Origin of the sequence: Luteimonas padinae, from assembly GCF_014652935.1 — a bacterium.
In the GTDB taxonomy this organism is placed as follows: domain Bacteria; phylum Pseudomonadota; class Gammaproteobacteria; order Xanthomonadales; family Xanthomonadaceae; genus Luteimonas; species Luteimonas padinae.
The window spans coordinates 118014-139037 of the sequence record NZ_BMZT01000004.1 but is presented as its reverse complement, the minus strand read 5'-3'; the positions used below and the strand labels follow the sequence as shown (position 1 = coordinate 139037).

The following is a 21024-nucleotide window of genomic DNA, read 5'->3' as shown; positions in this document are numbered from 1 at the left end:
GCCTGATGAAAGCCCACGCCGCCCGCGTCGCGCTGCTTGCCGCCGTTTCCGCCGCCACGCTCGGCCTCGCCTTTGCCCAGGATCCCGCGCCCGCGCCGACCCCGGCCGCCCCCGCGGCCGCGCTGAGCGACCAGCTGCCGGTGCCCGACGCGCCCGCCGTGACCGGCACCGCATGGCTGCTGATGGACTACGCCACCGGCCAGGTGCTGGCCGGCGAGAACGTCGATGAGCGCGTGGAACCGGCCAGCATCACCAAGGTGATGACCAGCTACGTGATCGCCGCCGAGATGGCCGCCGGCAAGATCAGCAACGACGACGACGTGATGATGACCGTCAACGCCTGGCGCACCGGCGGCGCGGGCACCGACGGCAGCTACAGCGGCTTCGAGGTCAACAAGACCGCGAAGCTGCTGGAGATGGAAAAGGGCATGACCGTGCAGTCGGGCAACGACGCCGCCATCGCCCTGGCCGAGCACATCGCCGGCTCCGAGGAGGCCTTCGCCTCGCTGATGAACGCGCATGCCGCGCGCCTGGGCATGAAGGACACCCACTTCGAGAACGCCACGGGGCTGTCGGGTCCGGAGCATTACTCGACCGCGCGCGACCTGGCGACCCTCGGCCGCGCGCTGGCGCGCGACTTCCCCGAGCACTACGCCTACAACGCGATCAAGGAATTCACCGTCGGCCCGATCACCCAGCGCAACCGCAACGTGCTGCTGTGGCGCGACAAGAGCGTGGACGGCATCAAGACCGGTCACCACTCGGGCGCCGGTTACTGCCTGATGGCCTCGGCCAAGCGCGGCGACCAGCGCCTGATTTCGGTGGTGATGGGCTCGACCAGCGAAAGCCAGCGCGCGACCGATTCGCAGGCGCTGCTCAACTGGGGCTTCCGCTTCTTCGAGACCCACGAGCTGTACACGCCCGGCGAGCCGATGGCCACCCAGAAGGTCTGGAAGGGCGAGGCCAACGAGATCGGCCTGGGCGTGGCCCAGCCGCTGCTGGTGAGCATGCAGCGCGGCCAGTACGCCAGGCTGCAGCCGAGCATGGACGTGCCGCGCACCCTGGTGGCCCCGCTCGCCAAGGGCCAGGCCGTGGGCAAGGTGCGGGTGATGCTCGACGGCAAGCTGGTGGCCGAGGCGCCGCTGGTGGCGCTCGCCGACGTGCCGGAGGCCGGGTTCTTCAAGCGCCTGTGGCACGAGCTGCTGATGTGGTGGCAGTCGCTCTGAGGCCCCGCCTCAGCGCGCGTTCGACAGCTGGGTCGAGTTGACCCAGCCGCGGTTGCCGACCTCGTCTTCGACTTCCCACATCGTGCCGGCCCTGGCGCCGGTGGGATAGAGCAGCATCCCGGACTCGAGGTCGCGCACCGCGGCACCGCTGCCGTCGGCCGAGGCCAGCAGCCGGCCCGGCCGGGTCATCGTCACCGCCTGGGCCACGTTCGCCGCCGAGGCATCGCCGGGCAGCCCGCCGAGCTGGGCGACCAGGTCGGCATAGGCCTGGATATAGGCCTGGGCCACCACCTGGCCGATTTCGGTATTGGCATAGCCCGAGGCGCCGCCGGCGAGCAGCGCGCCGCCGATCCCGCCGCCGCCGCCGCGCCAGCCGACGTCGGTCTTGCTGGCCTGGCCCTCGGCCATCGCCACCTGTTCGGACGAGCGCGCGTCGGTCACGGTCAGCACGACGTCGGCGCTGCTGCGCTTCAGGTTGATGCCGCCGACCACCGCCGCGGCGCGGCGGTTGCCGAGCAGGCCGCCGACGATGCCGCCGATGTTGGTGCCGCCGGCATCGCGGTTCTGCGACACCACGTCGGGCACCAGCACGTAGTCCGCGGCGCGCACCTGGCCCTTGCCGATGTTGGAACCGCCCCGGAGCTCGCCCGAGGCGGCGAGCGCGCGCTCGGCCTGCATCGCCTGCATGCCGGTGCCGCGATCCACCAGGGTGAAGCAGCGCGAGCGGTTGACGTAGACCTTGATCAGCGCGGCGGGCGACGGCAGGCGCTGGCCGGTCCACCAGTTCTGGCCGGTCGGCTCGATCACGGCGATGCTGCCGAGGTTGCGCGAGCACACCGGGACGTCGTTGGCCTGCTGGGCGGCAGCCGCGGCGGGCGCGGCCAGCAGGCAGGCGGCGAGGGCGGCGGCGAGGGGCTTGCGTGGCATGTCGTGCTCCGTGGATATGGGTCGATTCCACATCGCCAAACGCAGCGCTTGCCCGCCAGCGGCCGCGCGGCCGCCCGTCGGACAGCGGTTCCGGGGCCGGGCGCGGGTCGCGGTGTTTCAGCCATGGCATTGGGATCGCGCGCCCGCGGGCCCATAATCGGGCCCATGGAGATCAAATCCGACAACCCGGAACACGGCTTCCAGTTTCCCGGCGACTTCGAGATCACCGCGATGGGGCCGGCGTCGGCCGGGCTCGAGGTCGAGGTGCCCAACCTGCTGCGCGCGGCGGGGCTTACCGTGGTCCACGAGAGCCTGACCAGCCGCCCCTCCAGCGGCGGCCGCTTCGTGTCGGTGAAGCTGACTTTCCGCGCCAATTCGCGCGAGGAGTACGAGAGCGCGCACGCCGCGCTGCGCGAGCATCCCGAGGTGAAGTGGACGCTGTAGCCGCCGCGGACGCACGGCCGGTGCGGGTGCGCGACCTCGGCCGGATGGCCTACGGGCCGGTGTGGCGGGCGATGCAGGACTTCACCGACGCGCGCACCCCGGAGACCCCCGACGAACTGTGGCTGGTCGAGCACGACCCGGTGTTCACCCTCGGCCAGGCCGGCAAGCCCGAACACGTGCTGATACCCGGCGACATCCCGGTGCTGAAGGTCGACCGCGGCGGGCAGGTGACCTACCACGGCCCCGGCCAGCTGGTGGCCTATCCGCTGCTGGACCTGAAGCGGCTGGGGATCGGCGTGCGCGAATACGTCTGCCGCATCGAGCAGGCGATCATCGACACGCTGGCCGGCTGGGACATCCACGCGCAGCGCCGCGAGGGCGCGCCGGGCGTCTACGTCGACAGCGGCGCCAAGATCGCCGCGCTCGGCATCCGCGTCCGCCACGGCCGCAGCTTCCACGGCCTGGCGTTCAACATCGCCATGGACCTCGAGCCCTTCCGTCGCATCAACCCCTGCGGCTACGCCGGGCTGGACGTGACCTCGGTGGTAGAATGCGGCGGTCCCGCCAGCCTCGAAGCCGCCCAGCCCCCCCTGGTCGCGGCGCTTGCCGCACAGCTCGGGCTCGCGCCTGTCGAGGCTGCTGAAGAGCAGGAGCTTTTGCCACGGATGAACGCGGATAACGCGGATTTACGCGGATAAAGCGAAAACAGTTGGAAGACAATCCGCTTTCTGACGCATCTGCCTTGGCTTTTGCTCTATCCGTGTAAATCCGCGTTATCCGCGTTCATCCGTGGCAAAAAAGAAATGTCCGATATTTCCGCAAATCCCAGATCCATCCCGCTCAACGTGGTCAGCGACGCGCCGCCGTCGCTGGTGCCCGGGGTGAAGCAGGTGGCCGGCGACAAGATCGGGCGGTCGCCGGTGGAGTTCGTGGATGCGCCGGTGCTGCGCAAGCCGTCGTGGATCCGGGTGCGGATCCCGTCCAACGGCGCGGTCGCGGCGCTGAAGTCGAAGCTGCGCGAGAACCGCCTGGTCACGGTGTGCGAGGACGCCAGCTGCCCGAACATCCACGAGTGCTTCGGCCACGGCACCGCCACCTTCATGATCCTGGGCGATGTCTGCACCCGCCGCTGCAGCTTCTGCGACGTCGCCCACGGCCGCCCGAAGCCGCCGGACGCCGACGAGCCGCGGCGCCTGGCCGAAACCGTCGCCGACATGGGCCTGAAGTACGTGGTGGTGACCTCGGTCGACCGCGACGACCTGCGCGACGGCGGCGCCCAGCACTTCGTCGATTGCATCACCGCCATCCGCGAGGCCACGCCGGGCACGAAGGTCGAGATCCTCACCCCGGACTTCCGCGGCAAGGGCCGCATGGACCGCGCGCTGGAGATCCTGGCCGCCAATCCGCCGGACGTCTTCAACCACAACGTCGAAACCGTCCCGGATCTGTACCGCAACGTGCGCCCGGGCGCCGACTACCAGTGGTCGCTGACCCTGCTCCAGCGCTTCAAGGCCCAGCATCCCGGCGTCGCCACCAAGTCCGGGATCATGCTCGGCCTTGGCGAGACGCAGGCGCAGGTCGAGGCCACCCTGCGCGACCTGCGCGCGCACGACGTCGACATGGTCACCATCGGCCAGTACCTGCAGCCCAGCGCACACCACCATCCGGTGCTGCGCTACTGGACCCCGGAGGAGTTCAAGCACTTCGAGGACTACGGCATGGCGCTGGGCTTCACCCACGTCGCCTCCGGGCCGCTGGTGCGTTCGTCGTACCACGCCGACCGGCAGGCCGCGGGCGCCGGCGTCGCCGCCTGAACGCGGCTTCCTGCTGTCTGGCGAATTGTTCACACCCCGCCACTGGGCCGCGGTTAGAGTGGCTCCAGGGCGTTCCATGCGACTTCCAGCACTGTGCAGCCTGTCACCGGCGGCCGATGTTGGTGCATGACGCGACGCCACCCACGTGAGCACCGAGCACTGTCCATGAAAGCACGCCAAGTCCTGTCCACCTCCGTCGTCGCCCTGGCGCTGGCCATGCCCTTGGCGCTGATGGCGAGGTCGGGCGGCGATGCGATCCCGGCCGGTCCCTCGACCGACCACGCCACCACTTCGAAGCTGGTCTACGGCCTGCTTTCGGACAGCCGCTACGCCTACCGGCCGCGCGGCCTGGACGCCTCGCTGTCGCAGGACATCTTCCGCCGCTACCTCGAGGCGCTGGACGGCAACAAGCTGTTCCTCGACGCCGCCGACGTCGCGCGCTTCCGGCGCCACGAGGCGACGCTGGGCGAGGCCGTGCGCCAGGGCGACACAGCGGTGGCGATGGAGATGTACGCGATCTACAAGCAGCGCGTGGCCGAGCGCGTGCAGTACGCGCGCGACCTGCTGGGCAAGGACATCTTCGACTTCGAAGGCGACGAGCGCTGGTACTACGACCGCGAGGACGCGGAGTGGGCCAAGGACCAGGCCGAACTCGACGCGCTGTGGCAGAAGTCGGTGCGCAACGACTGGCTGCGCCTGAAGCTGGCCGGCAAGGAGCCCGCCGAGATCCGCGCCACGCTCGACAAGCGCTACGCCAACATGGCCACCAGCGTCGCCCAGCTCAACCAGGAAGACGCGTTCCAGACATTCCTCAACGCCTACACGGCCTCGATCGATCCGCACACCGACTACTTCAACCCGCGCACCGCGGACCTGTTCACGCAGAGCATGTCGCTGTCGCTGGAAGGCATCGGCGCGCAGCTGCAGAAGCAGGACGACGTGGTGGTGATCCGCGAGCTGATCCCGGGCGGGCCGGCCGCGGGCAGCGGCAAGTTCACGCCGGGCGACCGCATCGTCGGCGTCGGCCAGGGCACCAGCGGGCCGATGGAGGACGTGATCGGCTGGCGCATCGACGATGTGGTCGACAGGATCAAGGGCAAGGCGGGCAGCCAGGTGCGGCTGGACGTGGTGCCGGTCGAAGCGCTGCTCGACAGCGAGCCGGTGAGGATCACGCTGACGCGCGCCAAGGTCCGGCTCGAGGAGCAGGCCGCCAAGTCCAAGGTGATCGACATCCCGGCCGGCCCCACCGGCGATGCCCGGCGCATCGGCGTGATCGAGCTGCCGGCGTTCTACCAGGACTTCGAGGGCCGCCGCAGCCGCAACGGCGACTACGCCTCGGCCACCCGTGACGTCGCGCGCATCCTCGGCGAGTTCCGCGGCAAGGGCCTCGACGGCGTGGTGCTCGACCTGCGCAACAACGGCGGCGGTTCGCTCAACGAGGCGGTCGAGCTGACCGGCCTGTTCATCGACACCGGCCCGGTGGTGCAGGTGCGCGAATCGGGTGGCCGCGTCAACGTCGAGTCCGACCGCAAGGCCGGCGTCGCCTGGGACGGCCCGCTGGCGGTGCTGGTGAATCGCGCCTCGGCCTCGGCGTCCGAGATCGTGGCCGGTGCCATCCAGGACTATGGCCGCGGCCTGGTGATCGGCGAGACCACCTTCGGCAAGGGCACGGTGCAGAACCTGTTCGACCTCGACCGCTGGCCGGCCAACGAGGGCGCGCGCCACGGCCAGGTCAAGATGACCATCGCGCAGTTCTTCCTGCCCGGCGGCAGCAGCACGCAGAACAAGGGCGTGGTGCCCGACATCCGCTTCCCGGCCACGGTCAACGGCAGCGAGTTCGGCGAGAGTACCTACGACAACGCGCTGCCGTGGACCCGCATCTCGGCGGTGCAGCACACCCGCTACGGCAACTTCGCCCCGCTGCTGCCGCGCCTGGGCGAACTGCACTCGGCGCGCGTGGCCGCCGACCGCGAGTTCCAGTGGTGGAAGGAAGACGTGGCCGAGTTCCGCGCCGAGGCCGACAAGGAATACATCTCGCTCAACGAGGCCGAGCGGCGCGCCGAGCGCGACCGCCAGGCCGCCAAGCGCACGCAGCGCCAGGAAGAGCGCAAGCGCCTGGGCCTGGACCTGGATCCGCTGGCCGAACTTGCCGACGACGACGGCCTGACCGCCAACGAGCGCGACATCGCCACCGACACCGCGCGCGAGGACGCCGCCGAGAAGCGCCCGGATCCGCTGCTGCGCGAGTCCGCCGCGATCCTCGCCGACGCCGTGCGCCTGCTCGACGCCGACCGCAAGCTGTCGGGCGTGGTGCTGCCGGAGTCGACCGGCCCGGGCCGCTGGGCGCGCTGAGGCCGCGACCGGACGCACCGCCGGACGCGCCTGCCGGACGCATTTACCGATCGCCTCCGCCGGACGCGCCTGTGTAGGAGCAGCCACAGCTGCGACGGCGCCCGACCTGGCGTCGGAGGAGATGCGGTCGCAGCTGTAGCTGCTCCTACAGGCGCGGCGCGGGCGGCGTAGACGCTGCCGGCAGCGCAGGTGCCCCGGCGGCGTAGAATGGCGGACCGGCCGGCGGGTTCCCGCGGCCTTCCTCCCCGAACACGTTCCGGATCGCGCCATGGGTGCCGCTTCGCCGTCCCTCCCTTCCCGCACGCCTCCGGGCGCGACCGCGGTCGTGCTCGCGCTGGGTGCGGTCTACGTCGTCTGGGGTTCGACCTACCTCGGCATCCGCTTCGCGCTGGAGGGCGGCTGGCCGCCGCTGCTGATGGCGGGCTGCAGGTTCCTGGTCGCAGGCGGACTGCTGTATGCGCTGCTGCGCCTGCGCGGGGTGCCTGCGCCCACGCGCACGCAGTGGCGCGACCTGTGGGTCATGGGCCTGCTGCTGCTGGGCCTCGGCAACGGCATGGTCTGCATCGCGCAGCAGACGGTGTCGTCGGGGCTGGCCGCGGTGGCGGTGGCTTCGTGCCCGCTGTGGATCGGGCTGTTCGCGGCGCTGCGTGGCGAGCGGCCGTCGCGGCTCGAGGTCGTCGGCCTGGCGATCGGCTTCGCCGGCGTCGCCTGGCTCAACGCCGGCAGCTCGCTCACCGCGTCGCCGGTGGGCCTGGCCGCGCTGCTGGTGGCGCCGCTGGCCTGGGCCTTCGGCTCGGTCTGGAGCCGCGGGCGCGCGCTGCCGTCGCCGTTCATGGCCGCCGCCGCGCAGATGCTCTGCGGCGGCGTGCTGCTCACGATGGCCGGCGGCCTGCTCGGCGAGCGCATCGAGGCCATGCCGACGCCGCGCGGCTGGCTGGCGGTGTCCTACCTGGCCGTGTTCGGCTCGATCGTGGCGTTTTCGGCCTATGCCTGGCTGCTGCAGAACGTGCGCGCGACCCTGCTGGGCAGCTACGCCTACGTCAATCCGGTGATCGCGGTGCTGCTCGGCACCCTGCTGGCCGGCGAGCGCTTCAGTGCCCACGACCTCGGCGCGATGGCGGTGATCCTCGCCGGCGTGGTCGCGATCACGATCGCCAGCGCGCGCCGCCGGGTGCCGCCGCAGCCGGCGCCGTCGACCGTGGCGGAGCCGATCGCGGCCTCGAGCGCCGATGCGGTGCCGGTGCCGGCCACCGCGGACGCGGTGTCCACCGCCGTCCGCCTTCCCGACCCCGGAGCGCGCAGTTGAGCATGGACAGCCGTACCCGCGGCCTGTGGATGGCCGTCGGCGCCTTCGTGCTCTGGGGCCTGATGCCGCTGTACTGGCATCTGCTCAAATCCGTGCCCTCGCTGCAGGTAGTGCTGCACCGCGCGCTGTGGTCGGCGCTGCTGGTGGCGGCCTTCCTGACGCTCACGCGCGGCCGCGGCTGGCTGCGCGCGGTGTTTGCGCAGCCGCGTCTGGCCGGGATGCTGCTGGCCTCGGGGCTCCTGATCGGCTTCAACTGGAGCCTGTACGTCTGGGCGGTGAACGCCGGGCACGTGGTCGAGACCAGCCTGGGCTATTTCATCAACCCGCTGCTCAATGTGGTGATCGGCGTGGTATTCCTGCGCGAGCGCCTGCAGCCGGCGCAATGGGTGGCGGTGGCGCTGGCCGCCTGCGGCGTGCTCTGGCTGACCTTCAACTACGGCAGCTTCCCCTGGATCGCGCTGGCGCTGGCCACTTCGTTCGCGTTCTACGGGCTGATCCGGCGGCAGGCGCAGGTCGATGCGGTGGCCGGACTGGGCGTGGAGAACCTGTACCTGCTGGTGCCGGCGGCGGCGCTGCTGGCCTGGCTGGAGCTGGGCGGGCAGGGCGGCTTCACCGATGTGCGCTGGGGCTGGGGCAGCAACCTGCTGCTGGTGCTGGGCGGCGCGCTCACCGCGCTGCCGCTGATCGGCTTCGCCTACGCCGTGCGCCAGGTGTCGCTGACCACCGTCGGCCTGCTGCAGTACCTGGCGCCGACGCTGCAGCTCTTGTGCGGCGTGCTGGTATTCGGCGAGGCCTTCGACCGCGACCGCGCGATCGGCTTCGCGGTGATCTGGGCGGGTCTGGCGGTGTTCGCCATCGATGGTTTCATCCGCTCCCGGCGGCGGGTGGTGGCACAGCAGGCCTGATCCACTGGGACGCGTGCCGTGCGCCTTCCGGCTGCAGTGCCGTTGTCGTACGGCTGGCTGCAGGCGGCGGCGCCGCGCCGCTCAGGCCGCGCGCAGGGCGTCGGTCACCGGCATGGTCGCCGCGCGCAGCGCCGGGAACAGGCCGCCGACGAAGCCGATCGCCAGCGCCCACTTCAGGCCCTGCCACAGCAGCTCCGGCGACACCTTGAACTCGAACGTCAGCTGCGCCACGCCGCCGGCGAGCGTCGAGGCGGTGTAGCCGTTGAACACCAGCCAGGCCAGCAGCCCGCCGAGCACGCCGCCGAGCGCGGCCAGCAGCATGGTCTCCAGCATCACCGCGACCACCACCGGCATGCCGCGGAAGCCGATCGCGCGCAGGGTCGCGATCTCGCGCGCGCGCGAGGCGACGGTTGCGAACATGGTGTTGAGCGCGCCGAACACCGCGCCGATGGCCATGATCGAGCCGACCACGATGCCGATGATCCGAAGCACCTTCGATACGCCGGCCGACTGGCCCTGGAAATACGCCAGCGTGGTCTGCGCCTCCACCTGCAGGCGAGGGTCGGCGTCGAGGGTGGCCTTGAAGGCGTTGAACGCAGAGGGCGAGGTGAGGCGGGCGAAGACCGAGGCGCGGCTGGAGCCGCGGCGATAGGTGGTGGCGACCACCTCGGCGTCGGCCCAGATCTCGGACTCCATGCCGTCGCCGGACTCGAACACGCCGACCACCGTCCACTGCTGGTTGCCCAGGCGCAGCTCGGCGCCGGGCTCGAGGCCCGCGAACTGCCGGCGCGCACCCTTGCCGACCACCAGCTCGCGCTTGCCGGGCTCGAAGCGCCGGCCCTCGACCAGCCGAACGTTGGGGCGCACCGCCCAGGCCATGTCGCCGACGCCGCGCAGCTGCACGCTGCCGTCCTCGTCGGCGCCGCCGCCGCGGATCGGCAGGTTGGCCGCGACCACCAGCTCGGGCGAGGCCAGCGGGCGGCCGTCGGCGTCGCGTGCGATCTCCGGCGCGCGCTCGATCGCGGTGATTGCATCGCGCGTCATCACCGACATCAGCTCGGCCGAGGATCCGCCGCGCAGCACGATCGCGGTCTCTTCGTCGCCGCTGCTGCTGACCGTGTGCCGGTAGCCCTCGGCCATCGCCAGCAGCGCCACCAGCACGCCGACCACGCCGGCGATGCCGACGATCACCACCGACGACGCGCCCAGCCGCTGCGTGAGCGTGCTGACGCCCACGCGCGTCACCGAAGCGGCCTGGCGGCCGCTGCGGGTGAGGACCATCCACAGCGCGAACGCCACCGCCAGCGCCAGCAGCGCCGGCCAGGGCAGCACGATCCAGGCGGCGAGGAAGGCGACCAGGAGCAGCACCAGGCCCGCACCACGAAGCAGCTTCTTCATACGGTTCATCCGTGTGTCTCCCGGTCAGCGGCCCGCGAGGGCGTCGACGATGTTCAGGCGCATCGCGCGGATCGCCGGCAGCGCGCCGACCAGCAGGCCGATGGCGAGCATCAGCCCAAGCCCCAGCAGCCAGCTTTCGAGTCCCACCGGTGGCAGGTTGACCAGGCCACCGCTGCCGGCCGTCGCCGCCTTGCCGATCACCGCCGCCAGGCCCAGGCCCAGCACGCCGCCGATCACCACCATCAGCATCGACTCGGCCAGCACCATCATCAGCACGCTGGTGCTGGTGAAGCCGATCGTCTTGAGCACCGCCAGCTCGGACGTCCGCTCGCGCACGGCCTGGGCCATGGTGTTGCCGGTCAGCAGCAGCAGGGTGAAGAACACCGCGCCCATGATCGAGCCCACGATCAGGCCGATGTCGGCCATCTGCTTGAGCTGCGAGGCCATCGCCGCCTGCTCGCTCATGGTCTTGGTCTCGTGCGGCGAGTTGGCCGACAGCGCGTCGATCGCCTTGGCCGCGGCGTCGCTGCGGCGCACGTCGGAGACGCGGCTGATGTACCAGCCGACGTCGCCGTCGATGTAGGGCGAGGACTCCTCGAAGTAGTCGTAGTGCATCAGGATCAGCGCATCGGTGAATCCGCCGCCCGCGCCGCCCTCCTTCGCGCGCAGCACGCCCACGATGTCGAAGGCCCAGTCGAGCGTGCCGTCGCTGTTGGGATAGATGGTGGACTGCAGCGGGATGCGCTGGCCGACCTTCCAGTCGAAGCGCTTCATCATCGCCTCGCCCACCAGCATGCCGGTGCGGTTGCGCTTCCACGCTTCGAGCTGCGCCGGGTCGACTTCGATCTCGGGGTAGAGCTCGAGGTAGTTGGGCGCTACGGCGAAGGTGAAGAGCTGGTTCTTCGGGTCCTGGTAGGCGCCACCGAACCAGTTGGCGTGCGTCACCGCCTCGATGTTGTCGATGTTGGCGATGCGCGACTGCAGCGAGATCGGCAGGGTCTCGATGAACGACAGCTTCGACGCGGTCTGCAGGCGCTGCGCGCCGTCGGCGTTGCGGCCGAGCTCGGCGAAGCTGGTGCGGATGCCGTCGAGCAGGCCGAACAGCAGGAACGCGGCCACGATCGAGGCCAGCGTCAGGAAGGTGCGGGTCTTGCGCCGGAACAGCGCCGCCCAGACCAGGTGGAAATACTTCATGGCGAACCCCTCCGGTGGTTGCCCCGGCGGCTCAGGCCGCGTGCGCCTGCTGTTCGACCAGCACGCCCTTGTCGAGGTGCAGGGTGTGACTGGCGTACTCGGCCGCCTTCGGGTCGTGGGTGACCATCACGATGGTCTTGCCGTGTTCGCGGTTGAGCTCCTGCAGCAGTCCCAGGATCTCCTCGGCCGACTGGCGGTCGAGGTCGCCGGTGGGTTCGTCGCAGATCAGCAGCGTCGGGTCGGAGACGATCGCGCGCGCGATCGCCACGCGCTGCTGCTGGCCGCCGGACAGCTCGGACGGCTTGTGCGACGTGCGGTCGGACAGGCCGACCAGCTCCAGCGCGATCTGCGCGTTGCGCTTGCGCTGCGCGCCACCGAGCTTCGTCAGCAGCAACGGCAACTCGACGTTCTTCTGCGCGCTGAGCGCCGGCATCAGGTTGTAGAACTGGAAGACGTAGCCGACGTTCTGGCTGCGCCAGGCGGCGAGCTGGCCCGCGCCCATGCGGTCGATGCGCTGGCCGGCGACGTCGATCTCGCCGCTGGTGGGCGCGTCGAGGCCGCCGATCAGGTTCAGCAGCGTGGTCTTGCCCGAGCCCGAGGGGCCCATCAGCGCGACGAAGTCGCCGGCCGCCATGTCCAGGTCCAGCCCGTGCAGCACGTCGACCTTCTCCGGGCCGCGCTGGTAGGACTTGGTGAGGTTGCGGATCGATACCAGGGTCGTCATCACGATGCTCCGGTGGATGTGGTGGATGCGGTGAACCCGAACGCCTTCTTTGCTTCTTTGCAGGAGCGGCTATAGCCGCGACCGGGTCTGCGCCATCGCGGCTATAGCCGCTCCTACAGGTGGGATGTGGGATGCAGGTGTCTGGTGGAAGCGGCGCCTAGGGACCGGCCGGGCTGACCTTGTCGCCGTCGGCCAGGTCTGCGGGAGGATCGAGGATCACGGTTTCGCCGGGCGCCACGCCCGACAGCAGGATGCGCTGGCCGCCCGAGGCGCCTCCGGTGCTGACGCCGCGCAGCTCGGCCGTGGCATCGCCGTCGTCGCCGGCGACCACGAACACCACGTCGCCGCCGTCGCGCGTGGCCACCGCGGCCTCCGGCACGCGCACGCCGCGCGGCGCGTCGTCGCCTGCGCCGTCGCCGGTCTCGGGCGCACGCTCGAGGAAACTCACGGTCACGCCCATGTCGGGCACGATCCGCGGGTCCTTCTCCTTCAGCGCCACGCGCACCTTCACCGTGGCCTTGCCGCGATCGGCGGTGGGGATGATCGCGATCACCTCGGCCGGGATCTTCCAGTCGGGATAGGCGTTGAGCGTGGCCTCGACCGGCATCTTCGCCTGCACGCGGCCGATGTAGGCCTCGCCGACGTCGACCTCGACTTCCAGCGAATCCATGTCGACGATGGTGCCGATGCCGGTGCGGGTGAAGCCGCCGCCGGCCGACAGCGGCGAGACGATCTCGCCCGGCTGCGCGGCCTTGGCGATGACCACGCCGGCGAAGGGCGCGCGCACGATCGTGTTGTCGACGCCGATGTCGCTGATGCGCAGGCTTTCGGTCGCGACCTCGGCGTTGCGCCGGGCGGTGGCGAGCTGGGCGCGCAGTGCATCGCGCTGCGCGACCGCCTGGTCGTACTGCGCGCGCGAGACCAGCTGCTGCCGCACCAGCCCCGACAGGCGCGTCGCATTCGCTTCGGCTTCGGTCAGCTGCGCCTGGACGCCGGCGATCTGGCTGCGCGCGGCGCCGAGCTGGGCACGGGCGAGGTCGTGCTGGGCGTCGGCGTCCACCGGGTCGAGCGTGGCCATGACCTGGCCCTCGGCCACCGCCATGCCTTCCTCGATCAGCACTTCGCGCACGCGCCCGGTGATCTTGGCCGAGACGGTGGCCATGCGCCGGGCGACGACGTAGCCGCTGGCGTCGAGCACCGAGGTCGCGCCGCTGCCGCCGTTGCCGGTTGCGGCGGCGGTTGCGGTGCGGACTTCGGTCGTGCGGGCGCCGGACAGCAGCGCCAAGGCCAGGCCCGCGAGCAGCAGCACCGCGACGGCGATCGCGAGTCCGATCCACAGGCCGCGGCGCGAGGGCGGCGGCGTGGGCTGGCGGTCGATGCGGAGTTCCTTGAGCAGGTCGGCTTTCGTGTTCATCGGGACCAGGGACGAGGGCAGTGGATGGAGTGTGACCGGGCCCGCCGCGGGGTGGCGCCACTTTCAAGCGCCGGGGCGGGCCGTGTCACCTGTGAAGTGTCATGCATCCGCACGTGCTCCGGTCAGGCAGGCGCCGGAGCGGTGCAGGCGGGGCACCGGCCACTCAGTCTGCACGCAGGGAGTCGATCAGCCTGCCGCCCGCCAGCCGCCACGTCGGCAGCAGGGCGCTCAGCAGGCCCAGCGCCAGACTGTAGCCGAGGACCAACAGGGCCAACGCTGGGGTGATGGCGACATGGGCCTGGATCGCCTGGCTGCCGGCCGAGGTGCCGAACATCCGCCCGTCGACCGCCAGGTACATGGCGCCGAGCGCCAGCGCGGTGGCGATCGTGCCGATGACGGCCACCTCCACCAGCACGGCGGCGCCGATGCCCGTGCGCGGGAAACCAAGCGCGCGGAGCGTGCCGGCTTCGCGCCGCCGCTTCTGCAGCGCGGTGTCCAGGGCGTTCATGATCACCAGGATCGCGCCGCAGCCAGCAGCAGCGAGACGCCGAGGGCGGCGAGGCGGACAAGCTGCGACACGAAGGCGACCTGCTCACCGTAATAGGAGTCCTGTGCGACGACGCGCACGCCGGACAGCCGGGGATCGGAACGGACGCCGGCCGCGAAGGCATCGAAGGCCGCCTCGTCCACCAGGGCCACCCAGAGCACCGAGACCTGGCCGGGTGCGTTGTAGGCGGCCTGCAGCGTGGCGAGCGCGGTCCAGAGTTCGGACTCCCAGAAGCCGCCGTTCGCAGCGAGTCCGTGCCGGATGGCGAGCGCTGTGCCGCGCAGCCGCAGCGATTCCGCGCCCTGGAGCTCCCGGTATGCGCCCGCGGCCATCTTCCCCACCAGCAGGTCGCGTTCGCCGCCTTGTCCGGGTGCATCAACCAGGTCGCCGAACGCCTCGAGCAAGGCCCAGGTGGAGGCGTCCACGCCGCGGACCTGAACCGTGCTGCGCACACCGTCGCCGCGCGTGAGTTTGGTGTTGGCGATGAACTGCGGCGCCACCATCGCGCGCCCGTCCGGGTGGCGTGCGACCTGCGGCAGGGCCGAGATGATGCCGGCGGCATCGACCGGAAGGACGCTTTCGATCTCCGTGCGCGCCTGCGAGGAGAGCACCAGGGCGATGCGGGCATCGCCGCTGCTGGCAGCGATCCTGTCGATGCCCGCGGGAATGGACAGGAGCAGGACGAGGGTGGATGCGGCGATCAGGAAGCCGGCCAGCATCAGCAGCGCGTCGCGCGGCCGTGCCAGGTGGCCGGCGAGGAAGATGCCCAGGATGCTGGCGATGGCCTTCGGCATGCCGTGGCTCAGGACCGGAGCAGGTCGATCGGACGCAGCCGTCGCAGGGCGAAGCCCGGCGCGGACGCGGCGATCGCCACCAGCAGCGGCAGCCCGGCCAGCAGCCAGAGCCCGTCGCGCGGGGACAGCGCCAGGCGGCCGAGCATGTGGCCGACGCGGGACGACATCAGCTCCAGCAGGAAGCTTCCCAGGGCCGTACCAAGCAACGCACCCACCAGGACCACGACCGCAAGCTCCACGACCATCGCGGCCAGCTGGAGGCCCCGCCCGAAGCCCAGGGCCAGCAGCATCGCCATGCTCGCGCGCCGCTGCGCGGCCAGGTGTGCGGCGATGCTCACGAACACCAGCAGCACGCACAGCGCCAGTGCGACGAGCACGGACAGCAACAGTGCGCTGACATTGCCGAAGCTGCCGAGAAGACTGTCCGTGCCGCTGGCCACGTGCGCCTGGACGGGCGGGTCGGCGTGCTGGAGCAGGGCTTCCACTTCGCCGGCCAGCTCGGCCAGGGCCAGCGGATCGTGGCCGTACACCTGCACGATGCGCGCTTGGCCCTGCTCGGGTTCGGGGAGCATGCGGTCCACGTGCTCGTAATGGGCGATCACGATCTGTTCGCCGAAGCCGCCTTCGTCGCTGCGGAAGATGCCGGCGATCGTGATCGGAACCGGGTTGCCTGCGAGGTCGGGTGGTTCCAGCGTCGTGCCCGCGGTCCAGCCGCAGCGCTGCGCGAGCTCGGCACCGACCAGCACGGCGTGCGGCGATGCCGTCCACGCCGCGATGTCGGCGGGCGCGACCTGGATGTCGCGCAGCCTGCGCATCGGATCGGTGCCGCCCCAGCCGTTGAGCGTGGCGACGCCGATGGGCGGCTTGCACATCAGTGCGAGCACGTTCATGTGGTTGACCGCGACCACGTCCGGGTGGCGCGCGATCGCTTCGGCATGGCGCAGTGGCAGCAGGGTGCCCTCGCGGGAACTGCTGACGTAGATGCCGGCATCGCTGAAGACATGCCGAGCGATGAAGGGCGCGGAGAGCGCACCCAGGACCCAGAAACCCGCCACGCCCACCATCAGCGTGGCGGCCAGGTAGGCATGGCGGCCAAGGGATTCCCGCAGCCGCAGCCCGGCGATGACAAGGCAGGCGCGCAGTGTCTGCGCAGGGCCGCGGCCGGGCACTACTGCACCAGGGTCACGGTGGTTGCATGCAGGGTATCGGGGTGCGCGTCCTGCAGCCGGGCTGCGGTTTCGGCGAAGGCGGGGCAGGGCGGCTGGCCGCAGGCTTCCTCGCCCAGCAGCACCAGGGCCGTCCAGGCCTCGGGGTTGCCGGAACGGTCGAGGCTGGCGCCGGCCTGCGCAACCAGCTCCGCGACCCCGTCGAGGTTGAGGCCATCGCCCTGGGCGGACGCGGGGTCGAGGCTGCCAAAGGTCTGCCGCAGCTGCTCAAGGCCGGCTTCGTCGGTGATCCGGGAGTGCAGGGTGCCGTCGGGCGCGTAGAGCCAGATGGCCGGGAACTCGTAGGTGGTGTTGGCACCAAGGCCGGCGGCGATGCTCGCCTTGTGGAAGGCGATGATGAAGTCCTGTACCGGGAGCTCCACTGGCTGGTCTGTGGCGTTGGCGGCGAGCTGGCTTGATTCCGCCGGGACCGCCTGGTCAACGGCGTTGTCGGCCGGCTGCGTGCAGGCCGAAGCCAGCAGCAGCGCAGCGATCCCCAGGGGGAGGCACTTCAGGAACGGAGCCCGGAACGACGGGCGTCGTGCGTGGTTCATGTCATCGACTCGCTGCTGGCAACGTGGATGCTCCCCGCGGGAGCTGCGCATGGGCGTTCGGGGTGCCGCGGAAGGGGGCGTGTCCCCCACCCGCGGCTGCGATCAGTGGATGATGATCGTGACGCACTTGCCGTTGATGCAGACCGTGATCGATGTCGCGGCCTCGGCCTGCTGGACGGGGAGTGCGAACGCGGCCGAGACCGCGAGCAGGAGTCCGAAGACACCAGAGGTGATCTTGTTCTTGAGCATGCTGACTGTCCTTGTGCATTGAGAGAGCCCTGTCCATGGCCTTCCGACTTGAATCCGGTTTTCCGGGCGCCGCGCGATGGCCGGGCGTAGGCCGGCAGCGCGGTTCCAGCTGCGGGCCGTGGACTTCTAGCATGCCGTTGCCAGTGGTCACAACGACGGTGGTGCACAAGCGGACGGCGATGTGACGCCTGTCATGCGCGATAGGTGATCGCGCGGACTGCCGCGGACGGTGGCCGTTTCCTAGCCTGTGAGCGTCACCGAGGAGACGCGCATGGACCACCGACTCGACATGCCACTGGCCAGCCTGCAGGGCGCCTGCAAGCGCTACGGCGCGACCGCCGCGCTCGACGGCGTCGACCTCGAGCTGCGTGCCGGCCAGGTGCTGGCGCTGCTCGGCGCCAACGGCGCCGGCAAGACCACCGCGGTGTCGCTGCTGCTGGGCCTGCTCGAGCCCGACGCCGGCCAGGCGCGGCTGTTCGGCCGCGACCCGCGGGAGCTGACCGCGCGCCAGGGCGTCGGCGTGATGCTGCAGTCGGGCGCGGTGGCGCCGACGCTGACGGTGGCCGAACACCTCGACCTCGTCCGCAGCTACTACGCCGATCCGCTCGGCGTGGCGGCGTGCGTGGCGATCGCCGGTCTCGACGGCCTGCTCTCGCGCCGTTACGGCAGGCTCTCGGGCGGGCAGCAGCGCCGCGTGCAGTTCGCGCTGGCGGTGTGCGGCAGGCCGCGGGTGCTGTTCCTTGACGAGCCCACCACCGGCCTCGACATCGAGGCGCGGCAGGGCCTGTGGCGCGGACTGCGCGCGCTGGTGGCCGGCGGCGCCTCGGTGCTGCTGACCACGCACTACCTCGAGGAAGCCGAAGCCCTGGCTGATCGCGTCGTGGTGCTGGCCGGCGGCCGCGTGGTCGCCGACGGCAGCCTCGACGAGGTGCGCGCACGCGTCGACCAGCGCCGCATCCGCTGCGTCACCGCGCTGGACGCCACCGAAGTCGCGCGCTGGCCTGGCGTGCGCGCGGCGAACCGCGACGGTGGACGCCTGGAGGTGCTGGCCGGCGCCGCCGAGGACGTCGTGCGGCGCCTGCTGGCGGCCGATCCGGCGCTCTCCGACCTCGACGTCAGCAGCGCCGGCCTCGCTGAAGCCTTTCTCGAAATCACCCGCGACGCACCGATGCAGGAGGCCGCGTGATGCATGCCGTTCCCGATGTCCGCCCCGACGCCCATGCCCCGGCCGCGCGCCGGCACCCGCTGCTGCGCGCCCGCCTGCTGGAGGCGAAGTACGAGTTCCTCGGCCTGCTGCGCACGCCGATCTTCGCGCTGCCGACGCTGCTGTTCCCGGCGATGTTCTACCTGCTGTTCGGCGTGGCGATGAACCGCGGCGGCGGCGCCGGGCAGTACCTGCTGGCGACCTACGGCGTGTTCGGCGTCATGGGCGCGGCGCTGTTCGGCTTCGGCGTGACGGTGGCGATGGACCGCGACCAGGGACTGCTCGCGCTCAAGCGCGCGCTGCCGGTGCCGCCGGGTGCGTACCTGGCGTCGAAGATGGCGATGGCCCTGCTGTTCTCGGCGATCGTCTCGCTGCTGCTGGCGGTGATCGCGGCGACGCTTGTCGGGGTGTCGCTGGCGCCCGCGCAGTGGCTGCTGCTGTGGGCGGTGCACGTGGCCGGCGCGCTGCCGTTCTGCGCGCTGGGCCTGTACGTCGGCACGCTCGCCAGCGGCGCGGCCGCGCCGGTGGTGGTCAACCTGCTCTACCTGCCGATGGCCTTCCTGTCCGGGCTGTGGCTGCCGCTGTCGATGCTGCCGGATGCGCTGGCGCGGCTGGCGCCGGCTTGGCCGTCCTACCACCACGCCCAGCTCGCGCTCAAGGTGGTCGGCATGGACGCGAGGCAGGCGGTCGCGCTGCATCTCGGCGTGCTGCTGGCGGTGACCTTCGGCTTCTTCGTCCTGGCGCGTGCGCGCCTGGCGCGGCGCGGCTGATGCCGCCACGACCCTCGATGCGGTCGCGAGCGGGCCTCGCGCCCGCAGTCGCCGCGCAAGCGTCCCGATCACCCCTGCGCCTTCTTCTGCCTGCCACGGAGTCCATGCCATGACGCGCCTGCCTGAAGTCCTCGCCGCAACCGCCATCGCCGCTGCCATCGCCGGCGCGGTGGTGTTCGCACAGCCGCGTTCGCCCTCCGCGCACGGGGCCGCGTCAGCGCCGGCACCCGCGTCCGGAGAAGCCCTGCCGTCCGGCGGCGAAGGCGCGGCCTTCGCCATCTCCGGCGTGCGCGTGTTCGACGGCGAACGCGTGCTGCCCGAGGCGAACGTCGTGGTGCGCGACGGCCGCATCGAAGCCGTTGGCGCCGGCGTCGCCATTCCCGCAGGCCTCGAGGTCGTGGACGGCGCCGGGCGCACCCTGCTGCCGGGCTTCATCGACGCGCACACCCACAGCTGGGGCGATGCGCAGCGCGACGCCCTGCGCTTCGGCGTCACCGCCGAGCTCGACATGTTCGGCGACTGGAACCGGATCCCGGCGCTGCGTGCGCAGCGCCAGTCGCTGGCGGCGACGCCACAGGCCGACCTCTGGACCGCGGGAGCCACGGTCACCACCGAGGGCGGCCATGGCACCCAGTTCGGTCTGCCGGTGCCGACGCTGGCCGCCGACGGCGACGGGCGGGCCTTCGTCGCCGCGCGGATGGCGGAAGGTTCGGACTACATCAAGCTGATCGTCGAGGACTTCAGCACGCACTCGGCCGAGCGCCGGCTGCCGACGATCACGCCGGCGCAGGTCGCGGACGCGATCGCCGCCGCTCAGGAAGGCGGGCGCCTCGCGCTGGTGCACGTGGCCTCGCAGGCCGACGCGCTGCATGCCGTGGACTCGGGCGCCGACGGGCTGGTGCATGTCTTCCACGACGTGGCCGCGTCGCCAGGCTTCGTCGCCGCGGCGAAGCGGGCCGGCAGCTTCGTCACGCCGACGCTGTCGGTGATCGCGGGCTTCGCCCAGGACGGCAGCGGAGCCGCACTGGCCGACGACGCGCGGCTGTCGCCGTGGCTGGAGGCCGCGCAGGGCGCCGGGCTTGCCGCCAGCTTCCCTGGCGCTCCGCGGCCGCAGGCGCTCGACAACGCGCTGCGCAGCGTCGCCGCGCTGCATGCGGCCGGCGTCGATATCCTGGCCGGCACCGATGCCGGCAATCCCGGCACCGCGCACGGCATCAGCATGCACGGTGAACTCGCGCTGCTGGTGCGCGCCGGCCTGACGCCGGCCGAGGCGCTGGCCGCCGCGACCGCGGTACCCGCTCGCCGCTTCGGCCTGGCCGACCGCGGCCGCATCGCCCCCGGGCTGCGCGCCGACCTGCTGCTGGTCGAGGGCGATCCCACCGCGGACATCAGCGCCACGCGCGCCATCGCCGGGATCTGGAAGAACGGCCACGCCGTGCCGCGGCCGCGTGTCGGCCAGGCCGCCGCCACCGCCGCCGCACCGGCGATCGCCGACGACGCTCTCGTCGCGGACTTCGAGGACGGCGGCACCGGCGTGCGCTTCGGCCACGGCTGGCAGGTCACCACCGACGCCATGGCCGGCGGACGCTCCGTCGCCACCCAGGAGGCGATCGCGGGCGGCGCCGCCGGATCGCGCGGCGCGCTGCGCGTGTCCGGCGAGATCCGCCCCGGCTTCGCCTTCCCCTGGGCGGGCACGATGTTCCATCCGGGCGCGCAGCCGATGCAGCCGGTGGACGCCTCGTCGCGCAGCGAGCTGGTGTTCCAGGCCCGCGGCGACGGCCGCACCTACCAGGCGATGCTGTTCTCCGGTCCGTCGATGCAGGGCATGCCGGCGATGCAGCCGTTCACCGCCGGCCCGGAGTGGCGCGAAGTGCGGATCCCGCTGGCGGCCTTCGCCGGCGCCGATCCCGCCACGCTGCGCGCCGTGGCGATCACCGCCGGCCTGCCCGACGGCGGCTTCGAACTCTTCATCGACCAGGTCGAGCTGCGCTGAGTGC

19 protein-coding genes and 1 pseudogene are annotated in these 21024 nt (G+C 71.6%); 10 read left to right on the top strand and 10 right to left on the bottom strand.

The window, feature by feature from the left end:
- Positions 1 to 5: 5 nt before the first annotated feature.
- Positions 6 to 1226 (top strand): D-alanyl-D-alanine carboxypeptidase family protein, encoded by a 1221-nt coding sequence (locus IE168_RS05855; protein ID WP_189496160.1) that lies wholly within the window; start codon positions 6 to 8, stop codon positions 1224 to 1226.
- A 9-nt stretch (positions 1227 to 1235) separates the two neighbouring features.
- Here IE168_RS05855 and IE168_RS05850 read toward each other — a convergent pair whose 3' ends face one another.
- On the bottom strand, positions 1236 to 2153 hold the full coding sequence (locus IE168_RS05850; RefSeq protein WP_189496158.1) for a CsgG/HfaB family protein: 918 nt from the start codon (positions 2151 to 2153) through the stop codon (positions 1236 to 1238).
- 165 nt (positions 2154 to 2318) lie between these two features.
- On the opposite strand from IE168_RS05850, the gene IE168_RS05845 reads away from it, so the two are divergent.
- The 6 genes and pseudogenes from IE168_RS05845 (at position 2319) to rarD (ending at position 8974) form a co-directional block, all read left to right on the top strand.
- Complete coding sequence (locus IE168_RS05845) at positions 2319 to 2597, top strand: DUF493 family protein (RefSeq protein ID WP_189496155.1); 279 nt, start codon at positions 2319 to 2321, stop codon at positions 2595 to 2597.
- Between the two features lie 44 nt (positions 2598 to 2641).
- A complete protein-coding gene (lipB, locus tag IE168_RS05840; RefSeq protein ID WP_189496444.1) occupies positions 2642 to 3295 on the top strand; it encodes a lipoyl(octanoyl) transferase LipB in 654 nt (217 codons plus the stop codon).
- Between the two features lie 105 nt (positions 3296 to 3400).
- A complete protein-coding gene (lipA, locus tag IE168_RS05835; protein WP_189496153.1) occupies positions 3401 to 4411 on the top strand; it encodes a lipoyl synthase in 1011 nt (336 codons plus the stop codon).
- Between the two features lie 165 nt (positions 4412 to 4576).
- A complete protein-coding gene (locus IE168_RS05830) occupies positions 4577 to 6763 on the top strand; it encodes a carboxy terminal-processing peptidase (protein ID WP_189496151.1) in 2187 nt (728 codons plus the stop codon).
- Between the two features lie 268 nt (positions 6764 to 7031).
- Positions 7032 to 7931: pseudogene (gene yedA, locus IE168_RS05825) on the top strand (drug/metabolite exporter YedA); the annotation flags it as partial.
- Positions 7932 to 8071: 140 nt separating this feature from the next.
- Positions 8072 to 8974: an EamA family transporter RarD gene (gene rarD, locus IE168_RS05820; protein ID WP_189496147.1), complete on the top strand. Its 903-nt coding sequence runs from the start codon at positions 8072 to 8074 to the stop codon at positions 8972 to 8974.
- An 81-nt stretch (positions 8975 to 9055) separates the two neighbouring features.
- Here the strand turns inward: rarD and IE168_RS05815 are convergent, their stop codons facing one another.
- From IE168_RS05815 to IE168_RS05775, 9 genes are all read right to left on the bottom strand, one after another.
- Complete coding sequence (locus tag IE168_RS05815; RefSeq protein WP_229823152.1) at positions 9056 to 10372, bottom strand: ABC transporter permease; 1317 nt, start codon at positions 10370 to 10372, stop codon at positions 9056 to 9058.
- A gap of 24 nt (positions 10373 to 10396) precedes the next feature.
- A complete protein-coding gene (locus tag IE168_RS05810; RefSeq protein ID WP_189496144.1) occupies positions 10397 to 11566 on the bottom strand; it encodes an ABC transporter permease in 1170 nt (389 codons plus the stop codon).
- A 31-nt stretch (positions 11567 to 11597) separates the two neighbouring features.
- The gene (locus tag IE168_RS05805; RefSeq protein WP_189496142.1) at positions 11598 to 12290 is read right to left on the bottom strand and encodes an ABC transporter ATP-binding protein; all 693 of its coding nucleotides are present in this window, start codon (positions 12288 to 12290) and stop codon (positions 11598 to 11600) included.
- Positions 12291 to 12447: 157 nt separating this feature from the next.
- Positions 12448 to 13704 (bottom strand): efflux RND transporter periplasmic adaptor subunit, encoded by a 1257-nt coding sequence (locus IE168_RS05800; RefSeq protein ID WP_189496140.1) that lies wholly within the window; start codon positions 13702 to 13704, stop codon positions 12448 to 12450.
- A gap of 163 nt (positions 13705 to 13867) precedes the next feature.
- Complete coding sequence (locus tag IE168_RS05795) at positions 13868 to 14212, bottom strand: FtsX-like permease family protein (protein ID WP_189496138.1); 345 nt, start codon at positions 14210 to 14212, stop codon at positions 13868 to 13870.
- Between the two features lie 2 nt (positions 14213 to 14214).
- Positions 14215 to 15045 carry a hypothetical protein gene (locus IE168_RS05790; protein ID WP_189496136.1) on the bottom strand — a complete coding sequence of 277 codons (831 nt, stop codon included), beginning with the start codon at positions 15043 to 15045 and terminating at the stop codon, positions 14215 to 14217.
- Between the two features lie 8 nt (positions 15046 to 15053).
- Positions 15054 to 16214 (bottom strand): FtsX-like permease family protein, encoded by a 1161-nt coding sequence (locus IE168_RS05785; RefSeq protein ID WP_189496134.1) that lies wholly within the window; start codon positions 16212 to 16214, stop codon positions 15054 to 15056.
- Positions 16214 to 16804, bottom strand: coding sequence for a hypothetical protein (locus IE168_RS05780; RefSeq protein WP_189496132.1), 591 nt, complete (start codon positions 16802 to 16804; stop codon positions 16214 to 16216). The genes IE168_RS05785 and IE168_RS05780 overlap by 1 nt, the downstream gene beginning before the upstream one ends.
- A 102-nt stretch (positions 16805 to 16906) precedes the next feature.
- The gene (locus IE168_RS05775; RefSeq protein ID WP_189496130.1) at positions 16907 to 17053 is read right to left on the bottom strand and encodes a hypothetical protein; all 147 of its coding nucleotides are present in this window, start codon (positions 17051 to 17053) and stop codon (positions 16907 to 16909) included.
- 271 nt (positions 17054 to 17324) lie between these two features.
- Here IE168_RS05775 and IE168_RS05770 point away from each other — a divergent pair, with 271 nt between their 5' ends.
- The 3 genes from IE168_RS05770 to IE168_RS05760 all read left to right on the top strand — a co-directional run bounded on the left by IE168_RS05770 (position 17325) and on the right by IE168_RS05760 (position 21020).
- Positions 17325 to 18239, top strand: a complete 915-nt coding sequence (locus tag IE168_RS05770; protein WP_189496128.1) for an ABC transporter ATP-binding protein — start codon at positions 17325 to 17327, stop codon at positions 18237 to 18239.
- Positions 18239 to 19027: an ABC transporter permease gene (locus tag IE168_RS05765; RefSeq protein ID WP_189496126.1), complete on the top strand. Its 789-nt coding sequence runs from the start codon at positions 18239 to 18241 to the stop codon at positions 19025 to 19027. Before IE168_RS05770 ends, IE168_RS05765 begins: the two co-directional genes overlap by 1 nt.
- A gap of 109 nt (positions 19028 to 19136) precedes the next feature.
- Positions 19137 to 21020 (top strand): CIA30 family protein, encoded by a 1884-nt coding sequence (locus tag IE168_RS05760; RefSeq protein ID WP_189496124.1) that lies wholly within the window; start codon positions 19137 to 19139, stop codon positions 21018 to 21020.
- Positions 21021 to 21024 lie beyond the last annotated feature (4 nt).

Bases quoted from the DNA above. Each gene is read 5' to 3' on its own strand.
- IE168_RS05770 (WP_189496128.1), top strand. From the start codon at position 17,325: ATGGACCACCGACTCGACATGCCACTGGCCAGCCTGCAGGGCGCCTGC.
- IE168_RS05765 (WP_189496126.1), top strand. From the start codon at position 18,239: ATGCATGCCGTTCCCGATGTCCGCCCCGACGCCCATGCCCCGGCCGCG.
- IE168_RS05760 (WP_189496124.1), top strand. From the start codon at position 19,137: ATGACGCGCCTGCCTGAAGTCCTCGCCGCAACCGCCATCGCCGCTGCC.
- IE168_RS05830 (WP_189496151.1), top strand. From the start codon at position 4,577: ATGAAAGCACGCCAAGTCCTGTCCACCTCCGTCGTCGCCCTGGCGCTG.
- IE168_RS05775 (WP_189496130.1), bottom strand. From the start codon at position 17,053: ATGCTCAAGAACAAGATCACCTCTGGTGTCTTCGGACTCCTGCTCGCG.
- IE168_RS05810 (WP_189496144.1), bottom strand. From the start codon at position 11,566: ATGAAGTATTTCCACCTGGTCTGGGCGGCGCTGTTCCGGCGCAAGACC.
- IE168_RS05805 (WP_189496142.1), bottom strand. From the start codon at position 12,290: ATGACGACCCTGGTATCGATCCGCAACCTCACCAAGTCCTACCAGCGC.
- IE168_RS05855 (WP_189496160.1), top strand. From the start codon at position 6: ATGAAAGCCCACGCCGCCCGCGTCGCGCTGCTTGCCGCCGTTTCCGCC.
- IE168_RS05780 (WP_189496132.1), bottom strand. From the start codon at position 16,804: ATGAACCACGCACGACGCCCGTCGTTCCGGGCTCCGTTCCTGAAGTGC.
- lipB (WP_189496444.1), top strand. From the start codon at position 2,642: ATGGCCTACGGGCCGGTGTGGCGGGCGATGCAGGACTTCACCGACGCG.
- IE168_RS05800 (WP_189496140.1), bottom strand. From the start codon at position 13,704: ATGAACACGAAAGCCGACCTGCTCAAGGAACTCCGCATCGACCGCCAG.
- IE168_RS05790 (WP_189496136.1), bottom strand. From the start codon at position 15,045: ATGCCGAAGGCCATCGCCAGCATCCTGGGCATCTTCCTCGCCGGCCAC.
- IE168_RS05815 (WP_229823152.1), bottom strand. From the start codon at position 10,372: ATGAAGAAGCTGCTTCGTGGTGCGGGCCTGGTGCTGCTCCTGGTCGCC.
- IE168_RS05845 (WP_189496155.1), top strand. From the start codon at position 2,319: ATGGAGATCAAATCCGACAACCCGGAACACGGCTTCCAGTTTCCCGGC.
- IE168_RS05795 (WP_189496138.1), bottom strand. From the start codon at position 14,212: ATGAACGCCCTGGACACCGCGCTGCAGAAGCGGCGGCGCGAAGCCGGC.
- rarD (WP_189496147.1), top strand. From the start codon at position 8,072: ATGGACAGCCGTACCCGCGGCCTGTGGATGGCCGTCGGCGCCTTCGTG.
- lipA (WP_189496153.1), top strand. From the start codon at position 3,401: ATGTCCGATATTTCCGCAAATCCCAGATCCATCCCGCTCAACGTGGTC.
- IE168_RS05850 (WP_189496158.1), bottom strand. From the start codon at position 2,153: ATGCCACGCAAGCCCCTCGCCGCCGCCCTCGCCGCCTGCCTGCTGGCC.